Here is a 25043-nt window from a genome sequence, read left to right as displayed (position 1 = left end):
TTTCAACTGCGATAACTGATACCCTTCATGCTGAGCGTTCCCCGCCGGGCTCATTATTTAACACTGCGTGCATTCCTGGCCGCATCCAAGAGGATTGTTCATTTCAGCTGCCAACAAACTTTTTAATTGTAATGACGGTTTCCGGCAGCTGATGAAAAGAATGATTCTGCTATGATACCAGCCATTTTCAGCGGCTGTTCAGATACTCTTGATGCGTGTCCGTCAGTTTCAGATTCGGTTTCTTTACAAGCATTTTTTAACCCGCTCCTAATAGCCGTTTATATCTTTTGCTATTTAATCAACACAAGCCCGTTTTCCGCTTTTTGTTTGTCTCAAAATCAACTGAGACGATTCTTGCTTTCATTCCCTGGAGCCATTTGAAACTCGAAGTGTTTTCTGTGTCCATGAGCAATAAAAAAGACCCCCGAAGGAGTCTTTTCAGATCATTTCCGGCATATCGCCGGAAAAATGACGTTCCCGCTCTGTAAAACCGCGGGTAGGTGCTGTTTTAATTGCCCTGAGACACCGCTCCCGCTCCGGGCCGTTTCAAAGACACATATATGTCCCTATAGAGGCAGTTAAATTGCTGAGAGCGCGCTGCTTACATTATAAAGAATCGTGCCAGCCGCTAATCCCTACCACGGCTGGTCGGTGATTTCCTGGACCGTGCCAATGTCTTCGCTGCGGTTGACCGTAAAGCTGATCTCGTCGCCTTCCTGCATCAGCACAGCGTCAGCATCACTGGAGGTGTTGTAGACATAAAGGGTTTCATCGCCCTCAAGCTTAAACTGGACAAGATTGGCGTCCTCGGCGCCGGACGTGATGACGACCCGGTCGACCGTTCCTTCCGCTTCTTCCCGGTCGGCTTCGCTCGCTTGCACGCCTTCATCGGTAGAGGCAAGCGCGGAGCGGTAATTTTCCAGCGCTCCCTGCGCGGTGTCGCCAAACGCGTATACGTCGGCATCATTCGCTTTAATGTAGGCGTACTGCCGGAACAAACCTGCCGGATCGAGCGTATTAACCACCCAGGTCGCATTGCCGTTAATGTTGTACATGATCGGCATGCTGCCGGTCCATTCTTTCTCCGGGAACTGACGGTTCACGATGCCGCGCGCTCCCTGGGTGTCCATCGCCCCTGTATATTCCTCGCCGTTGTACAGTCGAAGCTCTCCGGTGCGGGCGTCAATAAAGGATACGCCGAGCGTGGAGTCCGAGTCTTCATTCGGGCTGGTGAAGTCGGTAAAGTAGCTCATATTTCCCTCTGCATCAAAAACCGGGGTGACCTTATTCTCGGTTCCATTTTCATTTGGAATCAGCACATCCTCTTTTCCAAACATGTAATTAAAAAGCCCCTGCCCGTATTTTCCGTACTTGTCGTTCATGTCACTCGCCATCGCCGGGCTGTACACACTTTCCACAAACGACGGAGCGTCATCAGGTTTGTACTTGGACGCGTCCCCTGTTTCAGGATCAACGATCACCACCTGCGCGTTGGTATGATCCGTGTGCCACGTTAAGGTGCGGTTCTGATAGACCGTTTGAACGTACCAGGGTTTCCCTTCCTCATCCACCTCCAGATAGGTGCTCCCGCTCTGGTACCAGGATGGAAAGGCGCTGTAAATCACCCGGTTCAGCTTCTCGTTAAAAAAGCTGCTGTTGGTGTACTGCATGGACGATTCCACAAAGGTCGGATTGTCGTTCGGATCGACCGCAGAAATCTGGAAATATCCCGGCGTTCCATCACCACGGAACCAGCGGAACAGGTTCGTGTAATCCACATTGGCGACATACATCGGCTCCCCGTCAATCACCTGGGCCTGAATGTCTCCAAAGTCATAAAACTGCGCGTTCTCCACTTCCGACATTGCTTTTTGCATTTTATTACGGGCGGATTCAGGCGCCACCTGGACAGGCGTCTCCTCCTCGGAAAACGAAGGGGGATTGTCCGCTACCTGGCTGTTGTTGTCGATCGCTTCGTGCGTCTCCCCGTAGCCAAACAGGCTCCGTACCAGAAGCACAATCAGAAAGAGAAGGATCACCGCACCGCCAAGAGCGGAGATGTTGATGCTTTTATCAGGCACTCCTTCTCCTGAAGTCCTGGCCAGGGCGTAAAAGATGGCGCTGAACACCAGCAGGGCGACGAGGTTGGGCCCAGCCAGTGACAGCATCGTCCAGGCTGGAAGGAAAAAGTAGCTGGCAATCACGGCTAAAACAAATGTCAGCCCAAGCGCAGGCAAAACGGATTTAACCAATAAACGCGGGCGGAGAATAGCAATAACCAGAGCGGCAATAAAAGAAAAAATCATTACAAGTAAAGCAGTCAGTAAAATAGTCAAAAAAACACTCCAAGCGTCATAGAATTAGGTTCGGTTGGCATCTAAGCGGCATGATCCGCCTATTTAGCCAGCGGTCTTAACCGTTTATATGTACGTTCATTGTAAAGCAGCAACGGGCACTTGACTTGTCTTATAGGGGGAATTCCCGCCTTAGTACCTGACAGATTATCGTCTCCTTCCTCATAGGTGATAAAAAATGCTCCCGCTCCACCATAGCATGGGCGTCCATCGTGCCACTCGTATTTTTCAACCGCAGAAGCATCCGATCACTCTCCGGGGATATGATCACTTTTGAGATAAATTACGAAACGCACACCAAACTCCCCTGTAAGCAGCAGAGGTATGTGCCCTTTTCTCCGATGGCTGCTGTCTATGGGATGAGATATTCGTACCCTGCTTAAAATGGAAATAAATAATCTTTCTCCCTGCCGAGCGGCATTCAGGCAAAAAAGAAATGACGAAGATATAGAAGCAAAGCATAAGTTTTATTGTATCAGCCATATCACTGTAAAAAAATGGTTGTCTATGTAAAATAAAAAAGCCCTGACGCCAGGGCTTAAAATTCAACTTGATCCTGATTGGTAACCACAAGCAGCGTTTTGCCTTTTTGCAGTTCTTCTTCGAGGCGCTCGGACTTTTCTGAATCAAAACCGAGCTTCTGCAGCTTAGTTAAAATGGTTTTCGTTTTCCCCCGGAATACGTTTTTCAGGCTTGTGCCGAATCCGACCACCTTCATTCCCACTTTTTTAGCGTCGGTATCTTTTCTCGCCCGGCGGTCGTGATCATTATCGTACGCCAGGATGTACATATCCTCGTCCCGGATCCCGTCATTGCGAAGTTTATCAATCGTTTCACTCAATGTTTCGTCGTTATGAAAAATCTTGAACTTAGGTTCCATTCGCTTCACCTCATTAAATTAGTATAGGTTCACTTAGGCATTGGATGCTTTTTTTAATTTTTTGATTGCTTTTGCCGGTTGTTGCGTCGAGGCTTTCGTGCCTTCAAATTTTTCTTCCTCGTACTCTTCTTCCTGCTCCCAGGCGTCTTCGGTTCCGCTGCTGTCAGAAGCTTCTGTAGCACTTTCCCCGGTTTCAGACGAAGGCTGCCCCCTGCTGTTCTCACGATCAGCAGCGGTCCGCTCAGGGTCATACGCAGGGCCCTGAATTTTTTCGCCGGTATGAATGACGGCTTCACCCACATGGTAGCGCAGAGTGTAAATTTTCTTTTTAATCTTTTTCGGCACCTTGGCCATTGCAAAGGCAGCCGCTGATACTTTGGCGGCCCGCTTGACGGTTTTCACCGTCCCCTTGGCTTTTTTCTCCATGCCCTGCCCGGATTTAATGGCCTGGCTCAGCGGTTCCGGACTCAGCTTCCGGGCTTTTTTTGCGGTCTGGTTGACGTTTTTTTCTGTTTTTTTACCGATATCTTTGCGCAGCAATGGCAGCGCCCCGCCGATTAAACTGCCGGCAGCCATGAACGCGTAGGTAAGGTTGTCATTGCTTTTGGAGCTTTTCTTCTTGCTGCTCACTGTCCCACCACCATTCAAAAGTATGATTGCATGTACCATACCCGTATCTGTTTGTTCTTAAGCCACACTCGTTTCATAAACATACTTTAGGTCCAGAGCCCGCGGGAACATGCTCCCGCTCAAGCTCAAACTAAAGAGGCGCCCGGCGGTTAATGTATTCATCCCATAAAAAAAGCGGCCCTGGGAGGGTCCGCTCTTCTGTCATGATATGCCGCCCGGTTTCGTAAAACCTGAAGCCATTACTCTTTGTGCCCCTCCGAATGCTCGAGGATCAGCGTGTTGTTTTCCTGGCGGATGTGCTTTTCCTTCAACAGCGAACCAACCGCCCGCTTGAACGCTGCCTTGCTGAGACCAAATTCCTTCCGGATGGTTTCCGGACTGCTCCGGTCCCCGAATGGGAGCGTGCCGCCCTCCCGCTGCAGCCGATCCAGAAGCAGCCGGGCGTCTTCGCCGATCGCTATTTCCTTTGGCGGATACATCGAGGCGTTTAGCGACCCGTCCTCCTGGCGGTGGGTAATACGCGCCTTCAGTTCTTCCCCTACGCGCGGCCGGTGGGTCCAGTCCGATTCATGGATGAAGATTTTATAACGGTCTGCGGTTAATAAAAAGGCCCCGAACGGCGGTGAACTGTAAACCGTAGCATCGAGCCACGTATGGTGCAGCTCTGCGGGGGCAGGTGCCATCAGCTGCTGCACATCGTCTTCATTTGCCGGAAAGGCTCTCAGGCCGCTGGCTGTGTACTCCAGGTGCACAAACAGAAACTCTCCCGGAGCGGGCCAGTACGCTTCATCCTGCAGGTAATCATGCCGTTCCACCGGCGCCTTCCACCGTTCGTCGACCGCTACTTCGATGCCATGGCTTGCGTCGCTTGTCACGACTGCCCGCCAGGCAAAGCCTTCCTCTTCTACTTCCGGCAGATGCACATCCAGCCGCTTGTTTCCTTCTTCGTCAAACCAGCTGATCGCCTCCACCTGGTCCCCGGAGGAAAGCTCTTCGTCAGTATCTTCTTTATACAGTCGGGCAATTTGGGCTCCCGAAGCGAGAACATAGTACTCGCCTTTATCATTCAATACGTTCCATCGCTGCATGCGTGAGAATAGTTGTTTCAATGGATTAGTCCTTTCGTTGTTCAAAATGTTTGGATAAAGCGACAATCATGGCGCCCATCCGTTCGTTTTCCGGCACCACGTAGTCTTCAATGCCTCTTTCTTTTAACGCTTCCGCCGTTACTTTCCCGACCGCCGTCGGAACCACCTGGCGGCTGAGCGCTTCCTGCAGCTCTTCGGTGCGTCCTGCCTTTGCGGCATGCTGAAAGAGAGCGTGCACCTGAATGGCGGTTGTAAAGCAGATAGCGTCACTTTCTGCATTCAAAAGGTCTTCGAGGCATGCGGACGCCACAGCTTCTTCCGGAGGCGTATGCTGATACGGCAGAATGTCATACACGTCGGCTCCGTGATCCTCAAGGTACCGGCGGAGCCTCGGGTTTTCAATCCCGTGCAGCTGCACCATCACCTGCTTCTGCCGGAAATCGTGGCCGTCAAGAGCACGGATCATGCCTTCGGTCGTCCCGTCATCATCACGGGCCGAGATAGTGCAGTCCAGGCCTTTTAGGACATTAGCGGTCTTGTATCCCCGGGCCGCTACCTTTGTCTGCTGGATTTTTTGCACAAATGCTTCCCGGAGTCCTTCCTCCTCTGCAATATCAAGCATTGCGTTCAGTCCCATGCCCGTCATGAATATGCTCCAGTCCACCGGCTGCTCCAGATAGGCCCGCATCGGAGCCCGAAGCTGTTCTTCATTTAAAAATGAGGTGCCCTGGAGCGGGTAGTTAAGCGGCTCTCCTCCCTGCCGCCGAATCAACTCTTCCATTTCCTCTGTTTTCCGGGATGCGGCAAGAATCACCTGCCGTCCGCTTAATCCTTTGGCCACCGAAATGCCTCCTTTGGTCTCTAACCGTTTTCTGCATTTACTATATCATGCTTTTTCTGTATCTGACAGCAGTGCCGGTCTTCTTTTCTGCGGAAAACCGTCCCTTCCCCTGTTCATTTTGAACTGCTGCGTGTTAGTATGAAAAAGACTGTTATTTATAAAGGAGATATGAACATGATTGATGTACAAAACGTTGGGCTCCGGTTCGGGGATCAAATTTTATTTGAAGACGTTAATATAAAGTTTACTCCCGGCAACTGCTACGGCTTGATCGGGGCGAACGGGGCCGGCAAATCCACGTTCTTAAAAATTCTTTCCGGGGAAATTGATTCCCAGAGCGGAAATGTAATCATGGATAAAGATTCGCGGCTTGCCGTGCTGAAGCAGGATCACTTCGCGTATGAGGAATACACGGTTATCGATGTAGTCATTATGGGCCACAGCCGCCTGTATGAAGTGATGAACGAAAAAAACGAAATTTATATGAAACCCGACTTTTCCGACGAAGACGGCATGAAAGCTGCAGAGCTTGAGGCGGAATTTGCGGAAATGAACGGGTACGAAGCGGAAACAGAAGCTGCCCAGCTGCTGCAGGGCCTCGGCATTACAGAGAATCTGCATCAGAAGCCGATGTCTTCGTTAAGCGGTTCCCAGAAAGTGAAAGTACTGCTCGCGCAGGCATTGTTCGGCGATCCGGACGTTCTGCTTCTCGACGAGCCGACCAACAACCTGGACGTGCAGGCGGTTCACTGGCTTGAAGAGTTTCTGATCAACTTTGAAAACACGGTCATTGTCGTTTCCCACGACCGTCACTTTCTGAACCAGGTATGCACGCATATTGCGGACCTCGACTTTAACAAAATTGAACTGTACGTCGGCAATTATGACTTCTGGTACGAATCCAGCCAGCTCGCCCAGAAGATGGCCCGCGAGCAGAACAAGAAAAAAGAGGAACAAATTAAGGAACTGAAAGACTTCATTGCCCGTTTCAGCGCGAACGCCTCCAAGTCCAAGCAGGCCACCTCCCGGAAAAAAACGCTGGATAAAATTTCTCTTGATGACATCAAGCCGTCCTCGAGAAAGTATCCATTCGTGCAATTTAAGCCGAACCGGGAGCTTGGCAAGGACCTGCTGACTGTCGAAAATCTGTCGAAAACTATTGATGGTGTCAAAGTGCTTGATAACGTCAATTTCACCCTTAACAGCGGGGACAAAGTAGCGTTTGTAGGCGAAGAGGAAACGAAAAAAACCGTTCTGCTGCAGATTTTAGCCGGCGAAATGGAGCCGGACAGCGGCGACTACAAATGGGGACTGACCACCAGCCGCTCCTACTTCCCAAAAGACAATTCTGCTTACTTTGAAGGCCTGAACATTAATCTGGTGGACTGGCTGCGCCAGTACTCCCCGGACGATCAGAGCGAAACATTTATTCGTGGCTTCCTTGGACGTATGCTCTTTTCCGGCGAAGAAGTATTTAAAAAAGCGGATGTGCTTTCCGGTGGCGAAAAGGTCCGCTGCATGCTTTCCAAAATGATGTTAAGCGGTGCGAACGTTCTTATTATGGATGAGCCGACCAACCACCTCGACCTCGAAGCTATCCAGGCATTGAACAATGGCCTGAAGTCCTTTAACGGTTCGGTCCTCTTCACTTCTCATGACCATGAATTTGTTCAGACGATTGCCAACCGGATTATTGAATTCACTCCGGATGGTATGATCGACAAAGAAATGAGCTACGATGAGTATATTGAAGAGCAGTATGCTCGCGCGTAACGTTTTTATGTAATCTATCAAGCATCAGGGTGTTTGTCCCCTGGTGCTTTTTAATGTTCATTTATAATTTTGTATTTCTTAATTATGAAATTAATTTTTTGATTTAAATATGGTAAATGAAATTTTTATTTATTTAGAATAATTACCACGAACCTGCCCCATCCGCGGTAATATGCTGCTTTTAATTGTCTTCTGTTCGAGCGATTGCCTCGTGCACATGCTCCACAGGTACCGCGAGTCCGTATCGTTCCCCCTGATATTCTCTGCTCGCAAACACGACCCCGGCCACCTCTCCTGCTTCTGTCAGCACCGGGCTGCCGCTGCTTCCGTTGAACACGGGAGCTTCAAGCACCAGCTGATCTTTCTCCCTCTCAATGATCTCTCCCCGGTTGGCGACATCTGAAAAGCCGAGCGGATTCCCGATCACGATAACGTCCGAACCGGCAGGTGCACTCGTGTCCGCAAGTGTAACGCCGCCCCCTTCCCACTGCTCATTCATTGTCACAACGGCAAGGTCAGCCTGCTTATCTACAGCTTCCACTGCTGCTTCTGCAAGGTCGCCCTCCCTGGTTTCGACCGCTACACTGTCCGCTCCTTCGACTACGTGATAATTTGTAATGAAAACGCTGGCGTCTTCAACGAAAAAACCAGTCCCAAAAGACGTTTCCCCGTTTTCTATTGCCTGTATTTTCGTGACTGCCTCCTGCCACTGCTGAACATCCTCCTGCTTGGAAAGCTGATAAGAAGCGGTTAAAAAAGACCACGCATCCAAACGGAAGGTATCAATTAAATAATAGGCGGATTGAAAAACCAGCATCCCTGCCATCAGCAATGCTACTACCCTGAACAAACCACGGCGCTTATTTTTCGGCTTTCGCGCCGGACCCGGCTCAAAGTCTTCCGGATCCGGTTCACCTTCGAGGCGTTCTTCCCCTTCTTCGTCTCTTCTCATACACCTCTCCTTTTCCGCCTCTTCTCATTCTCTACTTCTGTATTATAATGAGAAAAAGGGACTTCCGCAAAAAGGAGGATTATCTTATGCATTTTCTCCAATCTTTCTTTAAAAAAAGCATTGAAGATAAAATCTATGACATCGCGGCTCAGCTGGCTTATTACTTTCTTCTCGCTATGCTCCCTCTGTTAATGCTGATGATCAGTATTATCGGATTTTTTTCCATCAATACAGACGATATCCTTTCGCTTATAAGCACCTATGTTCCGGGGGGCGCCTTTACGATTATTCAAAACAACCTAAATGCCATTTTAAATTCCCAGTCCGTAGGACTGCTGTCACTCAGTACAGCCGCTACACTCTGGCTGAGCCTTATGGGCACACTTGCCATTATCCGTGCAATTAATGCTGCCTACCGGCTAAAGCTTCCTTCCTTTGTATCCATGTTGGGAAAAGGCATCATTATCGTTTTATCTCTGCTGCTCGCTATCATTTTATCCCTCCTGCTTCCTATTTATGGTGAACCGCTCGGTGCTTTTCTTTTTCGCTTTATCGGCCTAGATGATTATTTCCTGCAGCTTTGGAGCTGGATTCGCTGGATCATCAGTTTTTTAGTCATAGGTGCGATTCTTGCCATGATTTACAAAGTAGTACCGAATCGTAAAACCACCTGGAAGGAATCCCTTCCCGGGGCTACTCTTGCCCTGTTCACCTGGCAGGCAGCTTCTTTTGGATTTTCATTTTATGTCAGTATCAGTGATTATTCTATGATATATGGCAATTTAGGCAATCTAATCGTACTCATGCTCTGGTTTTACCTTACAGGGTTTGCAATTCTTCTTGGTGGAGAATGGAATGCCTGTCTTCATGAAAGAGACAAAAAAGCTATTTGAGTATAACTTTTTTCAATCCTGTTTCCCTCCGGTGGACAGCAAATGTTCACGCCAGGATCCTGAAGGAATAAGTGGGTAACGTTCTGCCTGGGAAAGGGTGTACGTGTAAATCCACCCTTCTTTTTCTCCCCCAGCGTCTTTCACCCACACCCTTTCATATTCGTTCGCCTGTCCCGGCTGTTCATACTGCTCGAGCCAATCCAGTACGCTCATAGCCTCATCATCTATTTGTATCCATTCTCCTACAATATTCATTCCGTTTCCATCGACAACAATCGCAGGATACGGGCCTGTATTGTATAAAAACCCCTTCACTATTCCTTGTTTCGTTTCATATACACTGTTTTGAATGTGGTGATAATTGTTTAATTTCCGCAACAGCGTACCATATACAAATACTGTCTGCATTCTGGACCTCCTCAAATTGACAAACTTCATGTCTAAAGCTATAATAATCCTTAGTAAATTAATCAGAATAGTTAACTTTAAAGGAGGAAATGTTCATGCCTCAGGTTCCCCGGGTGCTTCCTGGCGCTGAATCACTTTATTTTCCTGGTGGTGAAACGGCTGTACTGGTCTGTCACGGTTTTTTAGGCACCCCGCAGAGCGTACAGTATGTATGCCGCCAGCTGGCCCAAAACGGCTTTACTGTTTATGCTCCCAGACTACAGGGCCATGGCACCTCCTATCAAGATCTTGGACGCTTTACGCACCAGGATTGGATCAAAGACATTCATACCGCGTACCGGTCGCTTCGCGCTAAACACAGTCGGGTTTTCATTGCAGGGCAGTCCATGGGAGGAACTCTCGCCCTTCACACCGCTGCTTTTTTTCAGGATGCTGCCGGGATTGCTTTAATAAATCCAGCCATAGACGTTCCGGAAATGGAGCGTGCAGTTACGCAGACGTCCTCTGCTTTCATTGAAGAAGAGCGACCTGATATCCGGACTCCTCAGGAAGAAGAAATTACGTATTCGTATGTGCCGACAGCGTCGGTATATTCGCTTCTTAAGTTAACTGCCGCCGTGCGCCCTCAGGTGCCTTCTATTTCATGCCCGGCGTTTGTCGCAGCCTCACGGATTGATCATGTTGTGCCTCCGGCAAATGCAGTCGCTATACATGAAAATCTTTCTTCTTCTTCCAAGTCATTTGAATGGCTTGAGCATTCCTATCACGTAGCGACGCTTGATGCTGACCGGGATTTCCTCTCCGAACGATTATCCTCCTGGGTGTCTTCGGTCGTTGCTGCTGATTCTTCTAATTCTCATAATTACATTATGTAAACCAAAAGGAGCTGCAGCGATTGCAGCTCCTTTTTACGCTTCTTCAAAGTAGTCTTTATAAAACCCGCCGATACGCCCGGTATTATCGATAATGAAAATGAATTCATCCGTTTCGTTTTTCACCGGGTACTGCTTCCCCGGGGTCAGCACGCTGTCGACCTTGTATTTGGCGGCTTCAGCATGCCGGCATGTCACATATTTTAGGGTTTCACTGTTTTTCCACTGCTCATGGATCATGGTAGGCCTCCTAATCATTTGAGTATTTTTTTATTGTAGCATATCACCTGCTGCGACGCCGTAATTGATACAAAAAAGCGCCCCTTCGAAAAGGAGCGCCTGCGATGGTTCTGAATTTACAGTACGAACATGCCGGCAATCGATGCACTCAGGAGCGATACTAAAGCCCCGGCTGCTACTGCTTTCAGTCCCATTTGGGCAATATCGTTGCGGCGCGTCGGCGCCAGCGAAGCGAAGCCGCCTAAAATGATGGCAAGGGATGAAAGGTTCGCAAATCCACAAAGCGCAAAGGTAATGATCGCCTGGGATTTTTCGCTGAAGGAATCAATCTCCGGTGCAAAGTTCGCATAGGCGACAAATTCATTCAGGATCAGCTTCTGGCCGATAAATCCGCCCGCCTGGAGAGCTTCACTCCATGGAACACCAATCATAAAGGCGATTGGGGCGAATACATATCCAAGAAGCAGTTCAATTGTAATACCTTCTGCTCCAAAGAGTCCGAAAAAGCCTCCCAGCAGAAGGTTTGCAAGAGCAATCAAAGCGACAAACGCAATCAGCATCGCCCCGACGTTCAAGGCAAGCTGCAGGCCGGTAGAAGCTCCACGCGCTGCTGCGTCGATCACGTTGTGGGACTCAGTATCCTTTTCCACTTTAATTTCATCCGTGGTGAGGCTGAGATCCGGTTCCGGGAAAATCACCTTTGCGATAATCAGACCGCCCGGCGCAGCCATAAAGCTTGCTGCAAGCAGATAATCCAATGGAATACCCAGTCCTGCATAACCGAACAGTACCGAGCCGGCTACCGACCCGAGCCCCCCGGTCATAACAGCGAACAGCTCGGACTTTGTCATATTCGGCAGAAACGGACGGACAACAAGCGGTGCTTCCGTCTGTCCAACGAATACGTTGGCTGCTGCAGACATGGATTCTGCTTTACTCGTTTTCAGCAGTGCGGAAAGTATACCGCCGATAAATTTAATAATTATCTGCATGACACCGATGTAGTACAAAATGCCGATCAGCGAGGAGAAAAAGATAATAACCGGAAGCACGGTAAACGCAAACGCGCCGGTCTCCGTAATGTCTTCCCCGAACAGGAATATGTACCCTTCCTGGGCAGAGTCGATCACGTTCTGCACGCGGACGACCAGCCACTCAAACGCAGTGCTTCCCCACGTGGATCCCAGCACTAAAAACGCAAATACGAGCTGGAACAAAAGCCCCACGAGTACAGGACGAAAACGGATTGATTTTTTGCGGGAAGATAGTAAAAAAGCTAAAAACAAAACAAAAACAATTCCCATCAATCCCCATAATATGTTCATATACCCACCACCATGTATGTAAGATTGATCTAATCCATAAAGAATAGATCAAAGTTAATGTATCAAAAGGAGGGCATGAAGTAAATAACTATCTCCTTTTATGCTTAAAAATTGTGTAATTTCTCAATTGTCAGTCAGGTTAGTCCGCCCGCAATAAGAAAGCGGTTACGAAATTCGAAAGCACTAAAAGTAGAAAACCCTGGTGCATTCGCCAGGGTTTTCTACATAGCATCAAATTTACTCTACACTTAAGCGGAGATCCGGTAAGTGATTTAAAATAAACTGAGCTTTATTTGTGTCTACCTTCATTTTAAACTGGCGGTAATATTTCAATGCTGTTTCAAAATGTGCAGGCATATGATGATATTCATCCATAACGCGGTCAAATGCGTCATAGGCAAGCATTAATGAACTGACCATCTCTGTAAGCGGTAAAATATATTTATCAGTGCCGTGATGCGGAGATGTGCACAGTGTCATCTGCTCTACCTGATCGTCAAAAAAAGCAGCTGCGTCCTCCACGTACGGACGGTACACGGATTGAACACTTTTTGCTTTTTCTTCAAAATACGAGCGCCATTCGCGGCAGAAGCTGATCATGTATGGAAGATCGTCCCGCGTAATAACGATATCAAAGCCTGCCTGGCGGACACGATCCATACTCATTGGTTCCATCTTCTCCTGGTGTAAAGGCAGATAAAAGAATTTGCGACGATACGCTTTCATGCTGCACCCCGTCTTTCTACTATTTTCGAGCATATTTTAAAATATTATAACATCTTGCTCCAGTGTTTCCTACTGTTTTCCCTTACTTTTTTCAGATTCGCCGTGGCTTATTTACCATTCGAAGGAAAAAGGCATGTCCGTATCCACAGCCCCCCGGATTTTCGTGATCCGCAGCGGCTCTTCGTTCAGCCATCCTGCAAACGGCAGAAGCACCGGATACCGGTTTCCGCCGATTCCAACGTATATCTTTTTTTCCGCGGGAATGTACTGGGCTGTATGAATAGTGCCGGACCAATGCTCGTAGTCATTCGAATAAATGGAGTCGGTATCATGATTAAAGCGGGCGAATGCGCTGTAAGCTGTTTCATGCTCCCAGTCAATGGAGCGGATGCGGGCTTCACGTTCCCGGGAATTGCCCATCAAGTGGCGATTTTCCTCCTGCATGGACGGCACGTTAAAATGATTGGTGCACGCTACTTCCCCTCCAGGACGCACAGCTGTACCCCGGGGAGACGCTTCCACTACTGCGCTCTCTCCGGAGGCATCCATCATGGAGTAGTTGAACGAGTGCCGGTGCGGAAGCTCCTGCAGAAGCCGCACCGCCTCTCCTGTAGTGCGGCACGTTTCAAGTACAATCCTGAGCAGGTTGGAGCAGACAATTCCGGGTTTTGGCTTAATGCGGTGGACGAAATGATACCCGATAGAAAGGCCGTATTCATTCATTGCATCCGATCGGCCGATAATCCGCTGGGCAAACCCCGCTGTAGCTGGTCCATTGACTGGCTTTGTGAACAAAAACCGCCCTTCATACGTACTCGGCAGGTAGTCATAATTTCGAATGTACATGCCGTTTGCCATTAGTCCGCTGCAGCCGGAGCGCACCTTCGATGCCTGATAACCGCTGAACTCATGGAGCACATCATGAAACGACCATTCAAGCCCTTCGGCCAGCCCCTTTAATTCTTCCCACAAACCGGGTACATACAGCTGATAAAGTTTTTTTACGTCTTCCACCGGCACCTCAAATTTTGCGAGTGAACGCTTCAAACGTTCATTATAATGGTAGCGAACAAGCGGTGTATGTTTTAAGTAGCGGCCCTGCTGATAACCGATGTCTGCGTAGGTTCCTTTGTACGCTTTTACGTCAACATGAATATTTTTCATCGATCTTGTGGACTCCTTTGTCCTGCTTTTCTGTACGCTTTTAAGTATAGAAAAAACAGACCCAATTATCGAATCATATGCACATCAGCATAAAAAAACGCCCAAAATACGGGCGTTTAAAAGAAATTTTTAAATTTTACAGGCAGGACCAGCGTCGTACGTCACTGATAAGTTCAAGGGTTTCGCTGTCGCGGAAGGAAGTCTGCTCTAGCGTTTCTTTAAACAGATAGATGACAATTGTATGGCGGTCCCGGTTGTCAATCATTTCTACGCCGGTTTTCCCTTCGTTACCGTGCACAATATCGAGATCCAGGCGTTTACTTACATCTTCAATGGAAGTTCTTCCTTTAGGAATATCAAGTACCACTTTCAGGAAGTTTTCCCTATCATCATTAATCATGCCCCAGCGTTTTCCGAACCAGGCCCGGCAGCCGGTCATACTTACTAACGTATATCCATACGGAGGAGTTGGGACGAGTTTTGTACTGGCCCATCCTCTTAATTCCATCGCATTTGACAATTCTTTCGCCTTTTCCTGAACGAATGTCATTTGATTTTCCTGTACTTCCATTTTATAGCCTCCTTAGAATCTCGTTTCACCGTTTGGTTCGCCTACCACTCCCCACGATATACATTCGTCCATGTGTGTAAATAAATATATCATAATCGAAAGCGGTTGTCGATAAAATGAAAGAAAATTCAAACAATGTTCTTTAATGCATTCAATGAGAATGCTTTTATTTATACCTTATTTTCATACTTTTAAAACATCTCGTAAAAATCGTACTTTTACTGTTAGAATACGATAGAGAGTGTTAATATAAGGAGATGAGTTTTTGAGCTGTTCAAAGGTGAAAGTTCGAGGCGTTTCTTTAGATGAAGAAACAAGATGCGCCCATTATCATACATCTGTCGATATTGTTGCCATGAAGTTTTACTGCTGCGGCCGCTGGTACAGCTGCCACGCCTGCCATGAAGAAAGTGAGAGCCACCCCATTAAACCATGGCCCTCTTCATTGTTTGCCGAAGAGGCAGTTTTGTGCGGAAGGTGCCGGCACACTATGAGCGTGTCTGCTTATCTTCATGCTGATCATCGATGCCCGAATTGTCAGGCGGCATTCAACCCAGGATGCCAGCGCCATGCTTCCATCTATTTTTCGCTGTCATAGGGCTGAGAAATTTTTGAAAACCATTAGGTCTTCCTAACCTTTCTTTTCAGTATAAATGCCTTTATTATAGATTAGTCGTCAATAGATGAGACGCTGGCGGAGTCAAATGACGTTCAAAAACTACTTAGATCATCCAGAAAGGAGTTTGACCCGACCCGTGAATGCACAAAAAATAACGTACATACTTGCTGCGGTAGTCGTTGCAGGACTACTCATTTACGTAGGAGTAACAAATTTTGGAGGAAGCGACCAAAGCGGCTCCGGTTCAGAAGAAGAAAGCGCTCAAAACGATTCCAACTCCAGCTCAGGCGCTTCGAGTGACATAGCCTCCGGATCCGACTATGAAGGATACGGAGTCAGTACGGATAACGAACTCGCCACAGATGCCGGCATGGAAATCCTTGAACAGGGAGGAAACGCAGCGGATGCTGCAGTTGCCACCTCCTTCGCCCTAACGGTAACTGAACCATACGGTTCCGGCATTGGTGGCGGCGGTTCAGCTCTTGTGATGAATGGACCGAACGCCGACCCTTCAGTATATGATTACCGTGAGGAAGCTTCCACCACTAACCGGGCTTTGAACGCAGCAGTACCTGGCTTTGTCAAAGGCATGGCTGCTCTGCACGAAGACCAGGGAAGCGGTCAATTTACGCTCGCTGAATTGATGGAACCGGCTATTGATTATGCTGAGAATGGCTATGAGATTAATAGCTATCTTGCCAGCCGCATGTATTATGCTCAACCGAGGTTAAATCAACAAAACTCTCCTGACTTCTTCGATGAGAATGGAAATATTCTTACTGAAGGTGATACACTCGTCCAGGAAGAATACGCCCAGACGCTCCGTACGCTTCAGGAGCAGGGACCGGAGAGCTTTTACAGTGCAGATGGAGCTATTTCTCAGCAGCTGACCACGGATTATTCACACATAACCCCGGAGAGCCTCGAGCAGTATGACGTACAGACGCCGGATGTGGCTCAGGGAACATTTGAAGGGCAAAACGTTTACAGCGCTCCTTCCCCTCTGTCCGGTGTGACTTTAATCCAAATGCTTGGCATGGGCGAACGCCTGAATATCGGCGAAGCGCTGCAGGGAAATGAAGCGGATTATATTCACACGATGAGCGCCATTACCCGGGAAGCTTATTATCAGCGCCTTGAAAACTTAGGGGATCCGGCGTTTAACGAAATCTCCACTGAGGAATACGTGAGTGAGGGTACTATCGACGACCTGGCACAAAATGTCCGGGAAGAGCGCCTTGATACCGAAGAACTTGAAACCGAGGTAGGGTACGAGTCTTCCGACGGGCAAAATACGATCACCCACTCCAGTACCACCCACGTGAATGTGATGGATGAAGACGGAAACACAGTAGCTCTTACAAACACGCTTGGTAATTTCTTTGGCAGCGGACAGACGTCCGGCGGTATGTTTTTAAACAACCAGCTGAACAACTATAACGAAACTGAGGCTTCCCCGAACAATATCGAAGTTGGCAAGCGTCCGAGAAGCTTTATTGCTCCGACCATCATTCAGGACCCTGAGGAAGGTACAGTAATGGGTGTTGGGTCCCCGGGCGGATCACGAATCCCAGTAGTTATGGCAGAAGTTATCTTCCGCATGGAATACCTTGACCAGAGCTACGAAGAAGCTTTCGCAGCAAACCGTTCCTTTGTGGACGTTGTGGAAGGTCAGGCAACACTGGCAGTAGAAAATGGCGATCAGGCAGAAAATGCTGAGCTTATTGAAGAAATCAATAACAAATACGGGGACCGCTACTTTATAGCCCCGGACAAAGGCCCTTCCTATTTCGGAAACGTCACGGCACTGATTAAAGATTACGACGATGAAGAGATGCAGGGTATCATTGACCAGCGCCGTGGAGGCTCTGCTCAGACTCAATAAAGGAGAAGTGAATGTGAACATTTTAAAGAAAATCGGCCCTTACCTCTTTTTGTTTGCTTTAGTACTGTTTATGTATTTCTTTAAGGTGGATGCTGAGTTGTCTACGACCGAAGAACTTGAAATCAACAATGCATTGAATACCCCACCAGAAGAAGAATTACAGGAAAGTTCAGATACACAGTAACTATTTTCTTAAATTAGCGTCTTAGTAAAGGCATTGTTTGCAGGAGTGTCTCTTGAACGCGAGAGACACTCTACGCTTGCAATGAGACGATTACTCTGGACAGAAGCGGGTATGGAATACTGTTGGTGTTATTTGACATTCAAAGGGAGACAATATTAGAGAGTACCAAGGAGGTAAAGCGTCGGATGTTATTATTATACGGTTCATGTATAGCGATCGCGGCAGTAGGCATTTTTGAACTGCGCCGGCACCAGAAAAGGGTCGAGCAGATTCCGCTCCGCGTTAATGTGAACGGCATTCGCGGCAAATCAACAGTAACCCGCCTGATTACGGGGATGCTGAGCGAGGCTGATTACAAAGTAGTTGGAAAAACGACAGGAACACAGGCACGGACAATTTACTGGGACCGAACGGAAAAGCCCATCGAGCGTTCACTCGAGGGGCCGAATATCCGGGAACAGAAAGAGATTTTGAAGCATGCTTCAAGTCTTGAATCCAATGCATTTGTCAGTGAATGCATGGCGATCAATCCGGATTATCAGCGCGTACTGCAGGAGAAATTTCTCCAGGCGAACGTCAGCGTTATTTTAAACGTATTCGAAGACCATATGGAAACTCTTGGCCCAACGCTGAAATACGTAGCAGAAGCATTCAGCTCCACGATTCCATACAATGGCAAACTTATTTTGTCCAACGGCCCTTACTTCCACTACTTCAGTGAAATAGCCGAAAAAAGAAATACAGAAGTGTATCTTGCCAATCCGGAGGAAATTCCGGACGGCTTTATCGACAAATTCGATTATATGCTTTTCCCCGAAAACATTGCTGCAGCCCTCGCTGTAGCTCGCGCGGTTGATATCGATAAGCGCACGGCTCTTTCCGGTATGCTTAATGCCAATCCGGATCCTGGTGCTCTTCGAATCGTTACTCTTGAAGACGGCAGCCGGGAACGTTCCCACTTCGTGAACGGCTTTGCGGCAAACGATGCCCGCTCCACACTTGAGATCTGGTCACGTGTGCGTTCGTCAAGCTACATGACCGACAACCCAATTATCATTATGAACTGTCGTGAAGACCGGGTAGACCGGACCGAAGAATTCACAAAGTATGTTCTGCCTTATTTACCGGCAGAGAAACTAATTCTTATCGGCGGAAGCGTGCGCCCAATCACCCAGGCTTTTGACCAGGGCGAACTGCCATTTAATTCCGTTATCAATTTGGAAGGCGAAGATGCAGATGCCATTTTAGCCCGGGTAAAACGGGAAGCTTCCCATTCACTTATTTTCGGAATTGGAAACATTCACGGTGCTGCTGAAGAATTTATGGAAAAACTTTATGATTCACCGGAAACACTCATTAGTAAAGTCGGCGAGGAGGCCATGTAACATTGTTTGGTACAGATCTTTATATCGCATTAGTCGTAGGAGTTATTATTAGTTTGATATACGCAGAAAAGACAGGAATTATGCCGGCCGGGCTGATTGCGCCCGGCTATTTGGCAATTGTTTTTGATCAGCCTGTTTTTCTGTTAACGATTTTTCTTATCAGTTTTCTAACGTATTTGATTGTTGCCCACGGATTGTCCCGTATTATGATTCTTTACGGACGCCGGAAATTTGCGGCCATGTTGTCTACAGGGATTGTATTAAAGCTGATCTTTGACTACTTTTACCCTATCCTGCCTTTTGAAATATACGAGTTTCGTGGTCTCGGGGTTATCGTACCGGGATTGATTGCAAACGCGATGCAGCGCCAGGGCGTCGTCCCTACCGTAGCAAGTACACTGGTTCTGACCGCTGCGACATTTGTAATCATCACGCTATACTATTTAATTTAGGGGTTCTTACATATGGCCAAGCGATTATTAAACTTCAAAGAAAAATATTTAGCCTATACCAAACGCCAGCGGCGGAAAGCTGGTAAACATGCTTTACTCGGCATTATCATTTGTTTGGTGGCAATGACCCTGATCCGTGTTGTAGAACCCTCTGCTGCTGAAAGCGAGTATGAGCAGGAGCAGGATACCATCTTTACTTCTGCTATGGTCGGCGACATGATGACCGGCCGCCACGTAGAGGAAGTCGCCGAGCAGGAAGGATACGAGTCACTCTTCCAATATGCAAAACCAACGCTCGAAGCTGCTGATTATACACTTGGTAATTTTGAAAACCCAATTGTAGATAATCCGGATGAAACCGAAGAAGCCGATAAGATTATTAACCTTTCTTCGAAATCAGGAGTAATTGAGGGAATGGAAGATGCCGGCTTTGACGCCGTTAATCTGGCGAACAATCATATGATGGATTACCAGTATGAAGGCTTGAATGAAACCCTGCAGGCATTTGAAAATTCCAGCATCGATATCGTTGGTGCCGGTACCAATGAGGATGAGGCCCACGGCTATACGTTGAGCACGCACAACGGCATGGATGTGGCAACTCTGGGCGTAAACGATATCACGTATGCGAACATGGAACAGGCTGGCCCAAATTCCCCGGGAATTTCCACCAGTCAGGATCCGAGTGCTTATATTGATGCTGTGCAGCAGGCTGATCAAGAGGCGGACCTGGTTATTGTGAACGTCCACTTCGGTCAGGAGTACGACAGTACGCCGACGACGCGTCAGCGTCAAATGACAGAAGCCATCGCTGATGCAGGTGCTGACGTTATTGTAGGAACTCACCCGCACGTGCTTCAGTCTGCGGAAGTATACAACGATACATTCATCATGCACTCCATTGGTAACTTCGTATTTGACCAGGGCTGGACAAGAACGAGAGACAGCGTTATCGCGAACTACTCTCTCGCCTCCGATGGTACAGCTCATCTGGAGATGCAGCCATTCCGGGTATTTGAAGCATCACCTCGTCCGGTTGAAAGCGCGTTCCATCGTGAGCGGATTTTCCGTCAGCTGACGAAGGATACACAAAACAAAGATGCCATTGTGGAAAACGGAGAACACCTCGTGTTTGAAGCTGATCACTCCAATGTAATTGACAGCATGGAGCAAAATGGTAATCAAGATAACAACCAGAACAGTACTCAAAATCAATAAAATGACGTTTTCGCACCTGCCGGTCTATACTGGCAGGTATTTTTTATTGTGAATTTTAAAATCATTAAATTACAGTAAATGAAATTTTTGTTTCTTCTATAAAAAAGCCCCTGATTTCTCAGGGACTACATCGTTTCCATCATGATAGTCGATCCATTACCTCCAGGGCTTGCCGGAGTCACCATCAGCCGTTTTGGCACACGCTGCTGCATGTCCGGCACGTGGCTGATAACCCCAACCGATAAATATTCCCCGTGAAGGTTTTCCAGAGCCTCCATTACCGTATCGAGCAGATCCTGATCAAGCGTGCCAAATCCTTCATCCAAAAAGAAGAACTCCAGCGGATACTGCCCTTTCAGCTGAATGGATGTTGAGAGCGAAAGGGCAAGAGCAAGGGAGGTTAAAAAAGTTTCTCCCCCGGAGAGCGTGGAAACCGGACGGTACACTCCTCCGTTTGCATCATCACGAATAACGAAAGCATTCTGCTCGTTTACTTCAATTGCATAGCGACCTCTCGTTAAGGCATGCAGCCGCTGGGAGGCTTCTCTTGTCACCTGCATCAGCTGTTCTTCAGCCAGAAACTCGACAAATTTTCTTCCCTTCATAATTTGATCGAGATCTGCCAGCCGCTCTTTTTCTGCCTGTCTCTCGATCCGGTTTTGTTCAAGTTCCTGATAACGTTCTACTTTTCGTTCAATATCTTCAAGCTTTTCTTTGATGCCGCCGAGTGTTTCTTTGTAATTATCCCACTTATCCGAAGCTTCGTTGTACTGCTGCTCTATTTTATTAAATGCCTCTTCGTTCACCTGTTCGTTTTGAAGCTTTGCCTGCAGCCGGTTCTGTTCGTACCGCAATTCTTTTTGTTTCGTGTCAAACTCTTCTACCTGACGCTGCAGCTCTCTTTTTTGATCTTCCGATAACGAATAGGCAAGTACCTCTTCTGGAGAAACAGTTGAGCCTTTCTGCTGTTTTTGGCGAAGCCATTCGTCTTCGGCTGCTTTTCGTTTAACTTCAGATTTTTGCAGCGATTCAGCGCTTTCTTTGCTTGAGGCTTTTGTGCGCTCGTATGCTCTTTCAGCTTCTCTCTGCAGCTCCTGCAGCTTTTCTTTTTCTGATTTAAGCGCATCCTCCCGCTTGGCCACCGCGTCTTTCCATTCCTGCTTGGTCCTTCCCCCAAGCTGTTCATTCAGCTTCTGTTCCGCTTCCTGCCTGGCCTCTATAGTCTGCTTCCATTCTGACGAGGCAACGGCCTCCCGGCTTTTAACCTCATAAAATTGGCGTTCCCGGACAGCTCGTTCGTCCCTTTTTTCCTCCAGATATTTCTGGCCGTTATCAATGCGCTCCTGGATACCTTTAATGGTCTCCCTGCGCTCTTTCGCCCGTCTGTATTCCTCATCAAATTGGTCCAGGCGAAGAGGAGTGAATGTCTGTTCCCACTGGTTTTTTTTCTCCTGCCACTGGTTTTGGAGCTGTTCAAGCTTATTTCCCTGTTCTTTAACCTCCGCTTCCTGCTCAGAGACTTTCACAGAAAGACGGTCTTTCCACCGGTTCCACTCTTCCCAGGAACGGTTCACTGCCTGCGTCTGCTCCTTTAGCCGGTCGATCGTCTTCATCTCTGCTTCCCACCGGGCAAACGCGATGCTTTCCTCTGTCTCCTCCGGGTGATCCTCCTCTTTCTGCTCTTCTCTGTACGAAAGCGATGAAGCCACATGCTGGAGGCCAACTTTCGTATGCTCCCAGGTCGTTTTCCACTGACGCAATGCCTCGATTTCTTCTTCTGTATGCTCCTCTGCTTCTTCTTCCGGGCTGGCAGCCGGGGCCGGGTGCTCTACAGCTCCGCATACCGGGCACGCTTCTCCGTCTTTTAGTTCTTCTGCTAACGCATGCAGCTGCCGCTTCTGTTCAGCCTGCTGCTTTTTTTCAAAACGCTTTAACTCCTGCTCAATAAGCCGGATATGCACTGCCGCCCGGCTATACCAGTAGTAGATATTATGCGCCGTCTCCTTCGTGCGTTTTTGAAGCGCCTGTTTTTCTTTTTCTGCCTCATTGGTTTCTTTAAATGTTTCCGCCAATTTTTCCTTAGCCGCAGCTTCCCCGGCACGCTGTTCATTCAGCTGCTGATGAAGGGCATCCAGCCATTGCTTTTCCGACGAAGCCTCCCCCATATCCGGCAGGTGCTCTTCTTTCTGCCGGGCATCGGCATATTCCTGCTTGAGCTTTTCGAGCAGCTCACGCGCTTCCTTCTCTTTATTTCGCAGGTCGGTCACCTGAGCGGAAGCTTCCTCGTATAATCTGCGCTGTGTTTCGACCTCCTGAAGCTTTTGTTTCTCCAGCTCATTGTGCCGTTGATATTCAGCTTCAAGCGTTTCGATCTGCTCGAACCGGCGATGCCAATGCTGAAGCAGACCCTCTTCCTCTTCCCATCGTTTTTCGTTCTGCTCTGCTTTTTTTCCGGCTTGCTGTTTTTTGCGTTTTGCCTCTTCGTACGCCTTTTGTTTTTCTTCTAAGTCGCGTTCCTGCTCCCCGTGCTCCTGCCTTGATTTTTGAAAGCTGTCCGCGTAAGGATACAGCGCTTCATACATTTCGTTTTCTTTTAATGTATGCCGTTTTTGTTCAATTGTATGTCTCGTTTCTTCCCATTCCCGCATGGTAGCTTCCAAAAGCTTAAGCTCTTCGGTCCAGTGAAACTTCTGCCTCGCTTCTTCGTACTGTTTCCTTCGCTCCTCCACATGCTTCTGCTGCTTTTGAACAAGCTGAATCCAACGGGCATGCTCTTCCCGGGCTTTTTTTAGATCCTCCTTGGAAGCCGGGCCGAGTCCCTGCTGTTCTGCTTCGATGTTATGTACGTCCTGCTCGGCAGATGCTTTCCGGGATTTTACGGAGGCGATCAGCTGATTGCCGTACCGCTCGAGATGAAAAAGCCGCTCGAGCATTTTGCTTCGGTCGCTGCCTCCGAGATGGAGAAATTCGGCAAATTTCCCCTGAGGAAGTACGACCGCACGGGTAAAATCATCGAGGGTGAGGCCAAGAAGTTCTTCGATTTTCTGATTGACTGCTTTTGTTTTTTCTGCAAGCACTACCGGCTCCCCGGTCTGATCGGTCAATCGGCACAGCTTTCCTGCCATGGTCGCTTCCCCGGTGCGTTTATAGTGCCGCTCGATATGATACACCGACGGGCCGAGCGAAAACGTAAAGGAGACGCGAAGCTCGTTTTCTGACTGATTCATGATTCCTTCGGTTTTGGAAGCCCGCTCTACATTTCCGTATAAGGCTAAAGTCATGGCATCGAGCAGCGATGATTTTCCGCTGCCGGTCGGACCGAAAATACCGAATACCCCGTTTTCACAAAGCGTTTTAAAATCTACCGTCTGTCTTTGGCGGAAGCTGTGCAGTCCTTGTATCTGCAGTTGTAATGGCTTCATTTTATCCGTCCTCTTGCTGAATAAGTTCTAAAAAGAGATTGGTCACCGACGGGTCAGGCACTGCTCCGCCGGACTGCTTTTCATAAAAGCGTTCAAACAGCTGATCGATGGGGATATGTTTTTTACTTTCCACAGGTTCAAGCTCCTGCCGCGAATACACCGGACGAATCGTCAGAAGGCCCGTATGCTTTGTCCGCAGGGCATGAATATCTTCAATGGACAGCTGGTTTTCCACGTACACGTCCACCTCTACCCATGCATTCCAGTCCCGCTTTTCCTCCACCCACTGCTGAAGCTCTGCGAGTCCGTTTCTTGCTTTCCATATGCTGAGCGGCTTACCCGCCGTTAAAGGAATAGTAGAAATACGGGCTTCCTTCTCGTGGTCGTTTGTGTCAATAATCGTCACCGACTTCTGCTGTCCTGCTTCAGAAAAGCTGTAGGCAAGCGGGGAACCGGAGTACCTCGCCGGCCCGCCTGCTCCGCGTACATCCTGGGGCCGGTGCATATGGCCGAGAGCCGTATAAACTGCGTGCTCGGGGAGGCTGTCGGCAGTCACAGTATACGCCCCGCCAACTTCAATCGGTCGTTCAGAATCACTGGCATCGCTTCCGGCGATAAACAGGTGACTCATCCCCACAAGCGTATCCCCCGCCTGCCGGGAAGATGCAAGCCGCTGAAAAATCTCCTGCACTTTTTGATTGTAGGCCTCGCGGAGATCTACTTCTGTTGCCTCCTGCATAAATGCCTGCTTCAGCCGCGATTCCGAAGGATATGGAAGCGTCTGCACATACAGCCGCTCCTCTGAAAACGGGACAATCACCGGGTCGATGCCCGGATATCCGCGTAAATGAATGCCATGCTTTTGCAGAAGCGTCCGCGAGGCCGCCAGCCGTTCCGGATGATCATGATTACCGGCAATAACAATGACCGGAACCCGTCCATTACCACTCATCCTGGCCATTGCCTCGTAAAACATTTCCTCTGCAGCCGCAGGCGGATTGACGGAGTCAAACACATCCCCTGCCATCAGGACCGCATCAATATTTTCTTCTTCGATAATCTGAATGATTTCATCAAGTACTGCCTGCTGTTCTTCGAGCCGCGAACGCCCTTCAAGCGTCCGTCCTAAATGCCAGTCGGCGGTGTGCAGTAAGCGCATAA

The 25043-nt window shown here is 48.4% G+C and carries 23 protein-coding genes; 9 read left to right on the top strand and 14 right to left on the bottom strand.

The window, feature by feature from the left end; genetic code table 11:
- Nucleotides 1-635: 635 nt before the first annotated feature.
- The 5 genes from ACTRXF_RS12825 to ACTRXF_RS12805 form a co-directional block, all read right to left on the bottom strand.
- On the bottom strand, nucleotides 636-2336 hold the full coding sequence (locus ACTRXF_RS12825) for a DNA-binding protein (protein WP_474279348.1): 1701 nt from the start codon (nucleotides 2334-2336) through the stop codon (nucleotides 636-638).
- A 556-nt stretch (nucleotides 2337-2892) separates the two neighbouring features.
- On the bottom strand, nucleotides 2893-3234 hold the full coding sequence (locus tag ACTRXF_RS12820; RefSeq protein ID WP_022792168.1) for a YflT domain-containing protein: 342 nt from the start codon (nucleotides 3232-3234) through the stop codon (nucleotides 2893-2895).
- Between the two features lie 33 nt (nucleotides 3235-3267).
- Complete coding sequence (locus ACTRXF_RS12815) at nucleotides 3268-3864, bottom strand: hypothetical protein (protein ID WP_474279346.1); 597 nt, start codon at nucleotides 3862-3864, stop codon at nucleotides 3268-3270.
- A gap of 239 nt (nucleotides 3865-4103) precedes the next feature.
- Entirely contained in the window at nucleotides 4104-4973 is an 870-nt protein-coding gene (locus tag ACTRXF_RS12810; RefSeq protein ID WP_474279344.1) for a S1 RNA-binding domain-containing protein, read from the bottom strand.
- A gap of 4 nt (nucleotides 4974-4977) precedes the next feature.
- Nucleotides 4978-5793 carry a uroporphyrinogen-III synthase gene (locus ACTRXF_RS12805; RefSeq protein ID WP_474279342.1) on the bottom strand — a complete coding sequence of 272 codons (816 nt, stop codon included), beginning with the start codon at nucleotides 5791-5793 and terminating at the stop codon, nucleotides 4978-4980.
- A gap of 174 nt (nucleotides 5794-5967) precedes the next feature.
- Between ACTRXF_RS12805 and ACTRXF_RS12800 the strand changes: the two genes are divergently transcribed.
- Nucleotides 5968-7566 (top strand): ABC-F family ATP-binding cassette domain-containing protein, encoded by a 1599-nt coding sequence (locus ACTRXF_RS12800; protein ID WP_474263419.1) that lies wholly within the window; start codon nucleotides 5968-5970, stop codon nucleotides 7564-7566.
- Between the two features lie 181 nt (nucleotides 7567-7747).
- Here ACTRXF_RS12800 and ACTRXF_RS12795 read toward each other — a convergent pair whose 3' ends face one another.
- Nucleotides 7748-8518 carry a S1 family peptidase gene (locus ACTRXF_RS12795; RefSeq protein WP_474263421.1) on the bottom strand — a complete coding sequence of 257 codons (771 nt, stop codon included), beginning with the start codon at nucleotides 8516-8518 and terminating at the stop codon, nucleotides 7748-7750.
- Between the two features lie 86 nt (nucleotides 8519-8604).
- Between ACTRXF_RS12795 and ACTRXF_RS12790 the strand changes: the two genes are divergently transcribed.
- Nucleotides 8605-9411, top strand: coding sequence for a YihY/virulence factor BrkB family protein (locus tag ACTRXF_RS12790; RefSeq protein WP_474263423.1), 807 nt, complete (start codon nucleotides 8605-8607; stop codon nucleotides 9409-9411).
- Between the two features lie 12 nt (nucleotides 9412-9423).
- On the opposite strand, the gene ACTRXF_RS12785 is transcribed toward ACTRXF_RS12790, so the two are convergent.
- On the bottom strand, nucleotides 9424-9819 hold the full coding sequence (locus ACTRXF_RS12785) for a gamma-glutamylcyclotransferase family protein (RefSeq protein ID WP_474279340.1): 396 nt from the start codon (nucleotides 9817-9819) through the stop codon (nucleotides 9424-9426).
- A gap of 95 nt (nucleotides 9820-9914) precedes the next feature.
- Here ACTRXF_RS12785 and ACTRXF_RS12780 point away from each other — a divergent pair, with 95 nt between their 5' ends.
- Nucleotides 9915-10694, top strand: coding sequence for an alpha/beta hydrolase (locus tag ACTRXF_RS12780; RefSeq protein ID WP_474263427.1), 780 nt, complete (start codon nucleotides 9915-9917; stop codon nucleotides 10692-10694).
- Between the two features lie 33 nt (nucleotides 10695-10727).
- Here the strand turns inward: ACTRXF_RS12780 and ACTRXF_RS12775 are convergent, their stop codons facing one another.
- The 5 genes from ACTRXF_RS12775 to ACTRXF_RS12755 form a co-directional block, all read right to left on the bottom strand.
- Entirely contained in the window at nucleotides 10728-10931 is a 204-nt protein-coding gene (locus ACTRXF_RS12775) for a DUF6501 family protein (protein WP_322525057.1), read from the bottom strand.
- A gap of 116 nt (nucleotides 10932-11047) precedes the next feature.
- The gene (locus ACTRXF_RS12770) at nucleotides 11048-12256 is read right to left on the bottom strand and encodes a NupC/NupG family nucleoside CNT transporter (protein ID WP_474263429.1); all 1209 of its coding nucleotides are present in this window, start codon (nucleotides 12254-12256) and stop codon (nucleotides 11048-11050) included.
- 237 nt (nucleotides 12257-12493) lie between these two features.
- Nucleotides 12494-12922, bottom strand: coding sequence for a hypothetical protein (locus ACTRXF_RS12765; RefSeq protein WP_091610979.1), 429 nt, complete (start codon nucleotides 12920-12922; stop codon nucleotides 12494-12496).
- 171 nt (nucleotides 12923-13093) lie between these two features.
- Nucleotides 13094-14146, bottom strand: coding sequence for a C45 family autoproteolytic acyltransferase/hydolase (locus ACTRXF_RS12760; protein WP_474263431.1), 1053 nt, complete (start codon nucleotides 14144-14146; stop codon nucleotides 13094-13096).
- 136 nt (nucleotides 14147-14282) lie between these two features.
- Nucleotides 14283-14717: a hypothetical protein gene (locus ACTRXF_RS12755; RefSeq protein ID WP_474263433.1), complete on the bottom strand. Its 435-nt coding sequence runs from the start codon at nucleotides 14715-14717 to the stop codon at nucleotides 14283-14285.
- A gap of 280 nt (nucleotides 14718-14997) precedes the next feature.
- On the opposite strand from ACTRXF_RS12755, the gene ACTRXF_RS12750 reads away from it, so the two are divergent.
- The 6 genes from ACTRXF_RS12750 (at nucleotide 14998) to ACTRXF_RS12725 (ending at nucleotide 20460) form a co-directional block, all read left to right on the top strand.
- Nucleotides 14998-15315, top strand: coding sequence for a CHY zinc finger protein (locus ACTRXF_RS12750; RefSeq protein ID WP_474263435.1), 318 nt, complete (start codon nucleotides 14998-15000; stop codon nucleotides 15313-15315).
- Nucleotides 15316-15472: 157 nt separating this feature from the next.
- On the top strand, nucleotides 15473-17221 hold the full coding sequence (locus tag ACTRXF_RS12745) for a gamma-glutamyltransferase (protein WP_474263437.1): 1749 nt from the start codon (nucleotides 15473-15475) through the stop codon (nucleotides 17219-17221).
- Nucleotides 17222-17234: 13 nt separating this feature from the next.
- Nucleotides 17235-17405 (top strand): hypothetical protein, encoded by a 171-nt coding sequence (locus ACTRXF_RS12740; RefSeq protein ID WP_474263439.1) that lies wholly within the window; start codon nucleotides 17235-17237, stop codon nucleotides 17403-17405.
- Between the two features lie 185 nt (nucleotides 17406-17590).
- Nucleotides 17591-18790 carry a poly-gamma-glutamate synthase PgsB gene (pgsB, locus tag ACTRXF_RS12735; RefSeq protein ID WP_474263441.1) on the top strand — a complete coding sequence of 400 codons (1200 nt, stop codon included), beginning with the start codon at nucleotides 17591-17593 and terminating at the stop codon, nucleotides 18788-18790.
- 2 nt (nucleotides 18791-18792) lie between these two features.
- Entirely contained in the window at nucleotides 18793-19242 is a 450-nt protein-coding gene (gene pgsC / locus ACTRXF_RS12730) for a poly-gamma-glutamate biosynthesis protein PgsC (protein WP_022792185.1), read from the top strand.
- 12 nt (nucleotides 19243-19254) lie between these two features.
- Nucleotides 19255-20460, top strand: coding sequence for a CapA family protein (locus ACTRXF_RS12725; protein ID WP_474263443.1), 1206 nt, complete (start codon nucleotides 19255-19257; stop codon nucleotides 20458-20460).
- A gap of 125 nt (nucleotides 20461-20585) precedes the next feature.
- Here the strand turns inward: ACTRXF_RS12725 and ACTRXF_RS12720 are convergent, their stop codons facing one another.
- Together ACTRXF_RS12720 and ACTRXF_RS12715 are read right to left on the bottom strand one after the other, a co-directional pair.
- Nucleotides 20586-23882, bottom strand: a complete 3297-nt coding sequence (locus ACTRXF_RS12720) for an AAA family ATPase (protein WP_474263445.1) — start codon at nucleotides 23880-23882, stop codon at nucleotides 20586-20588.
- Nucleotide 23883: 1 nt separating this feature from the next.
- On the bottom strand, nucleotides 23884-25041 hold the full coding sequence (locus ACTRXF_RS12715; RefSeq protein ID WP_474263447.1) for a metallophosphoesterase family protein: 1158 nt from the start codon (nucleotides 25039-25041) through the stop codon (nucleotides 23884-23886).
- Nucleotides 25042-25043 lie beyond the last annotated feature (2 nt).

The organism is Marinococcus sp. LNHM3E3-2.2 (genome assembly GCF_056034385.1).
The sequence above is the reverse complement of the archived record's forward strand: the minus strand, read 5'-3'. Positions and strand labels throughout refer to the sequence as shown.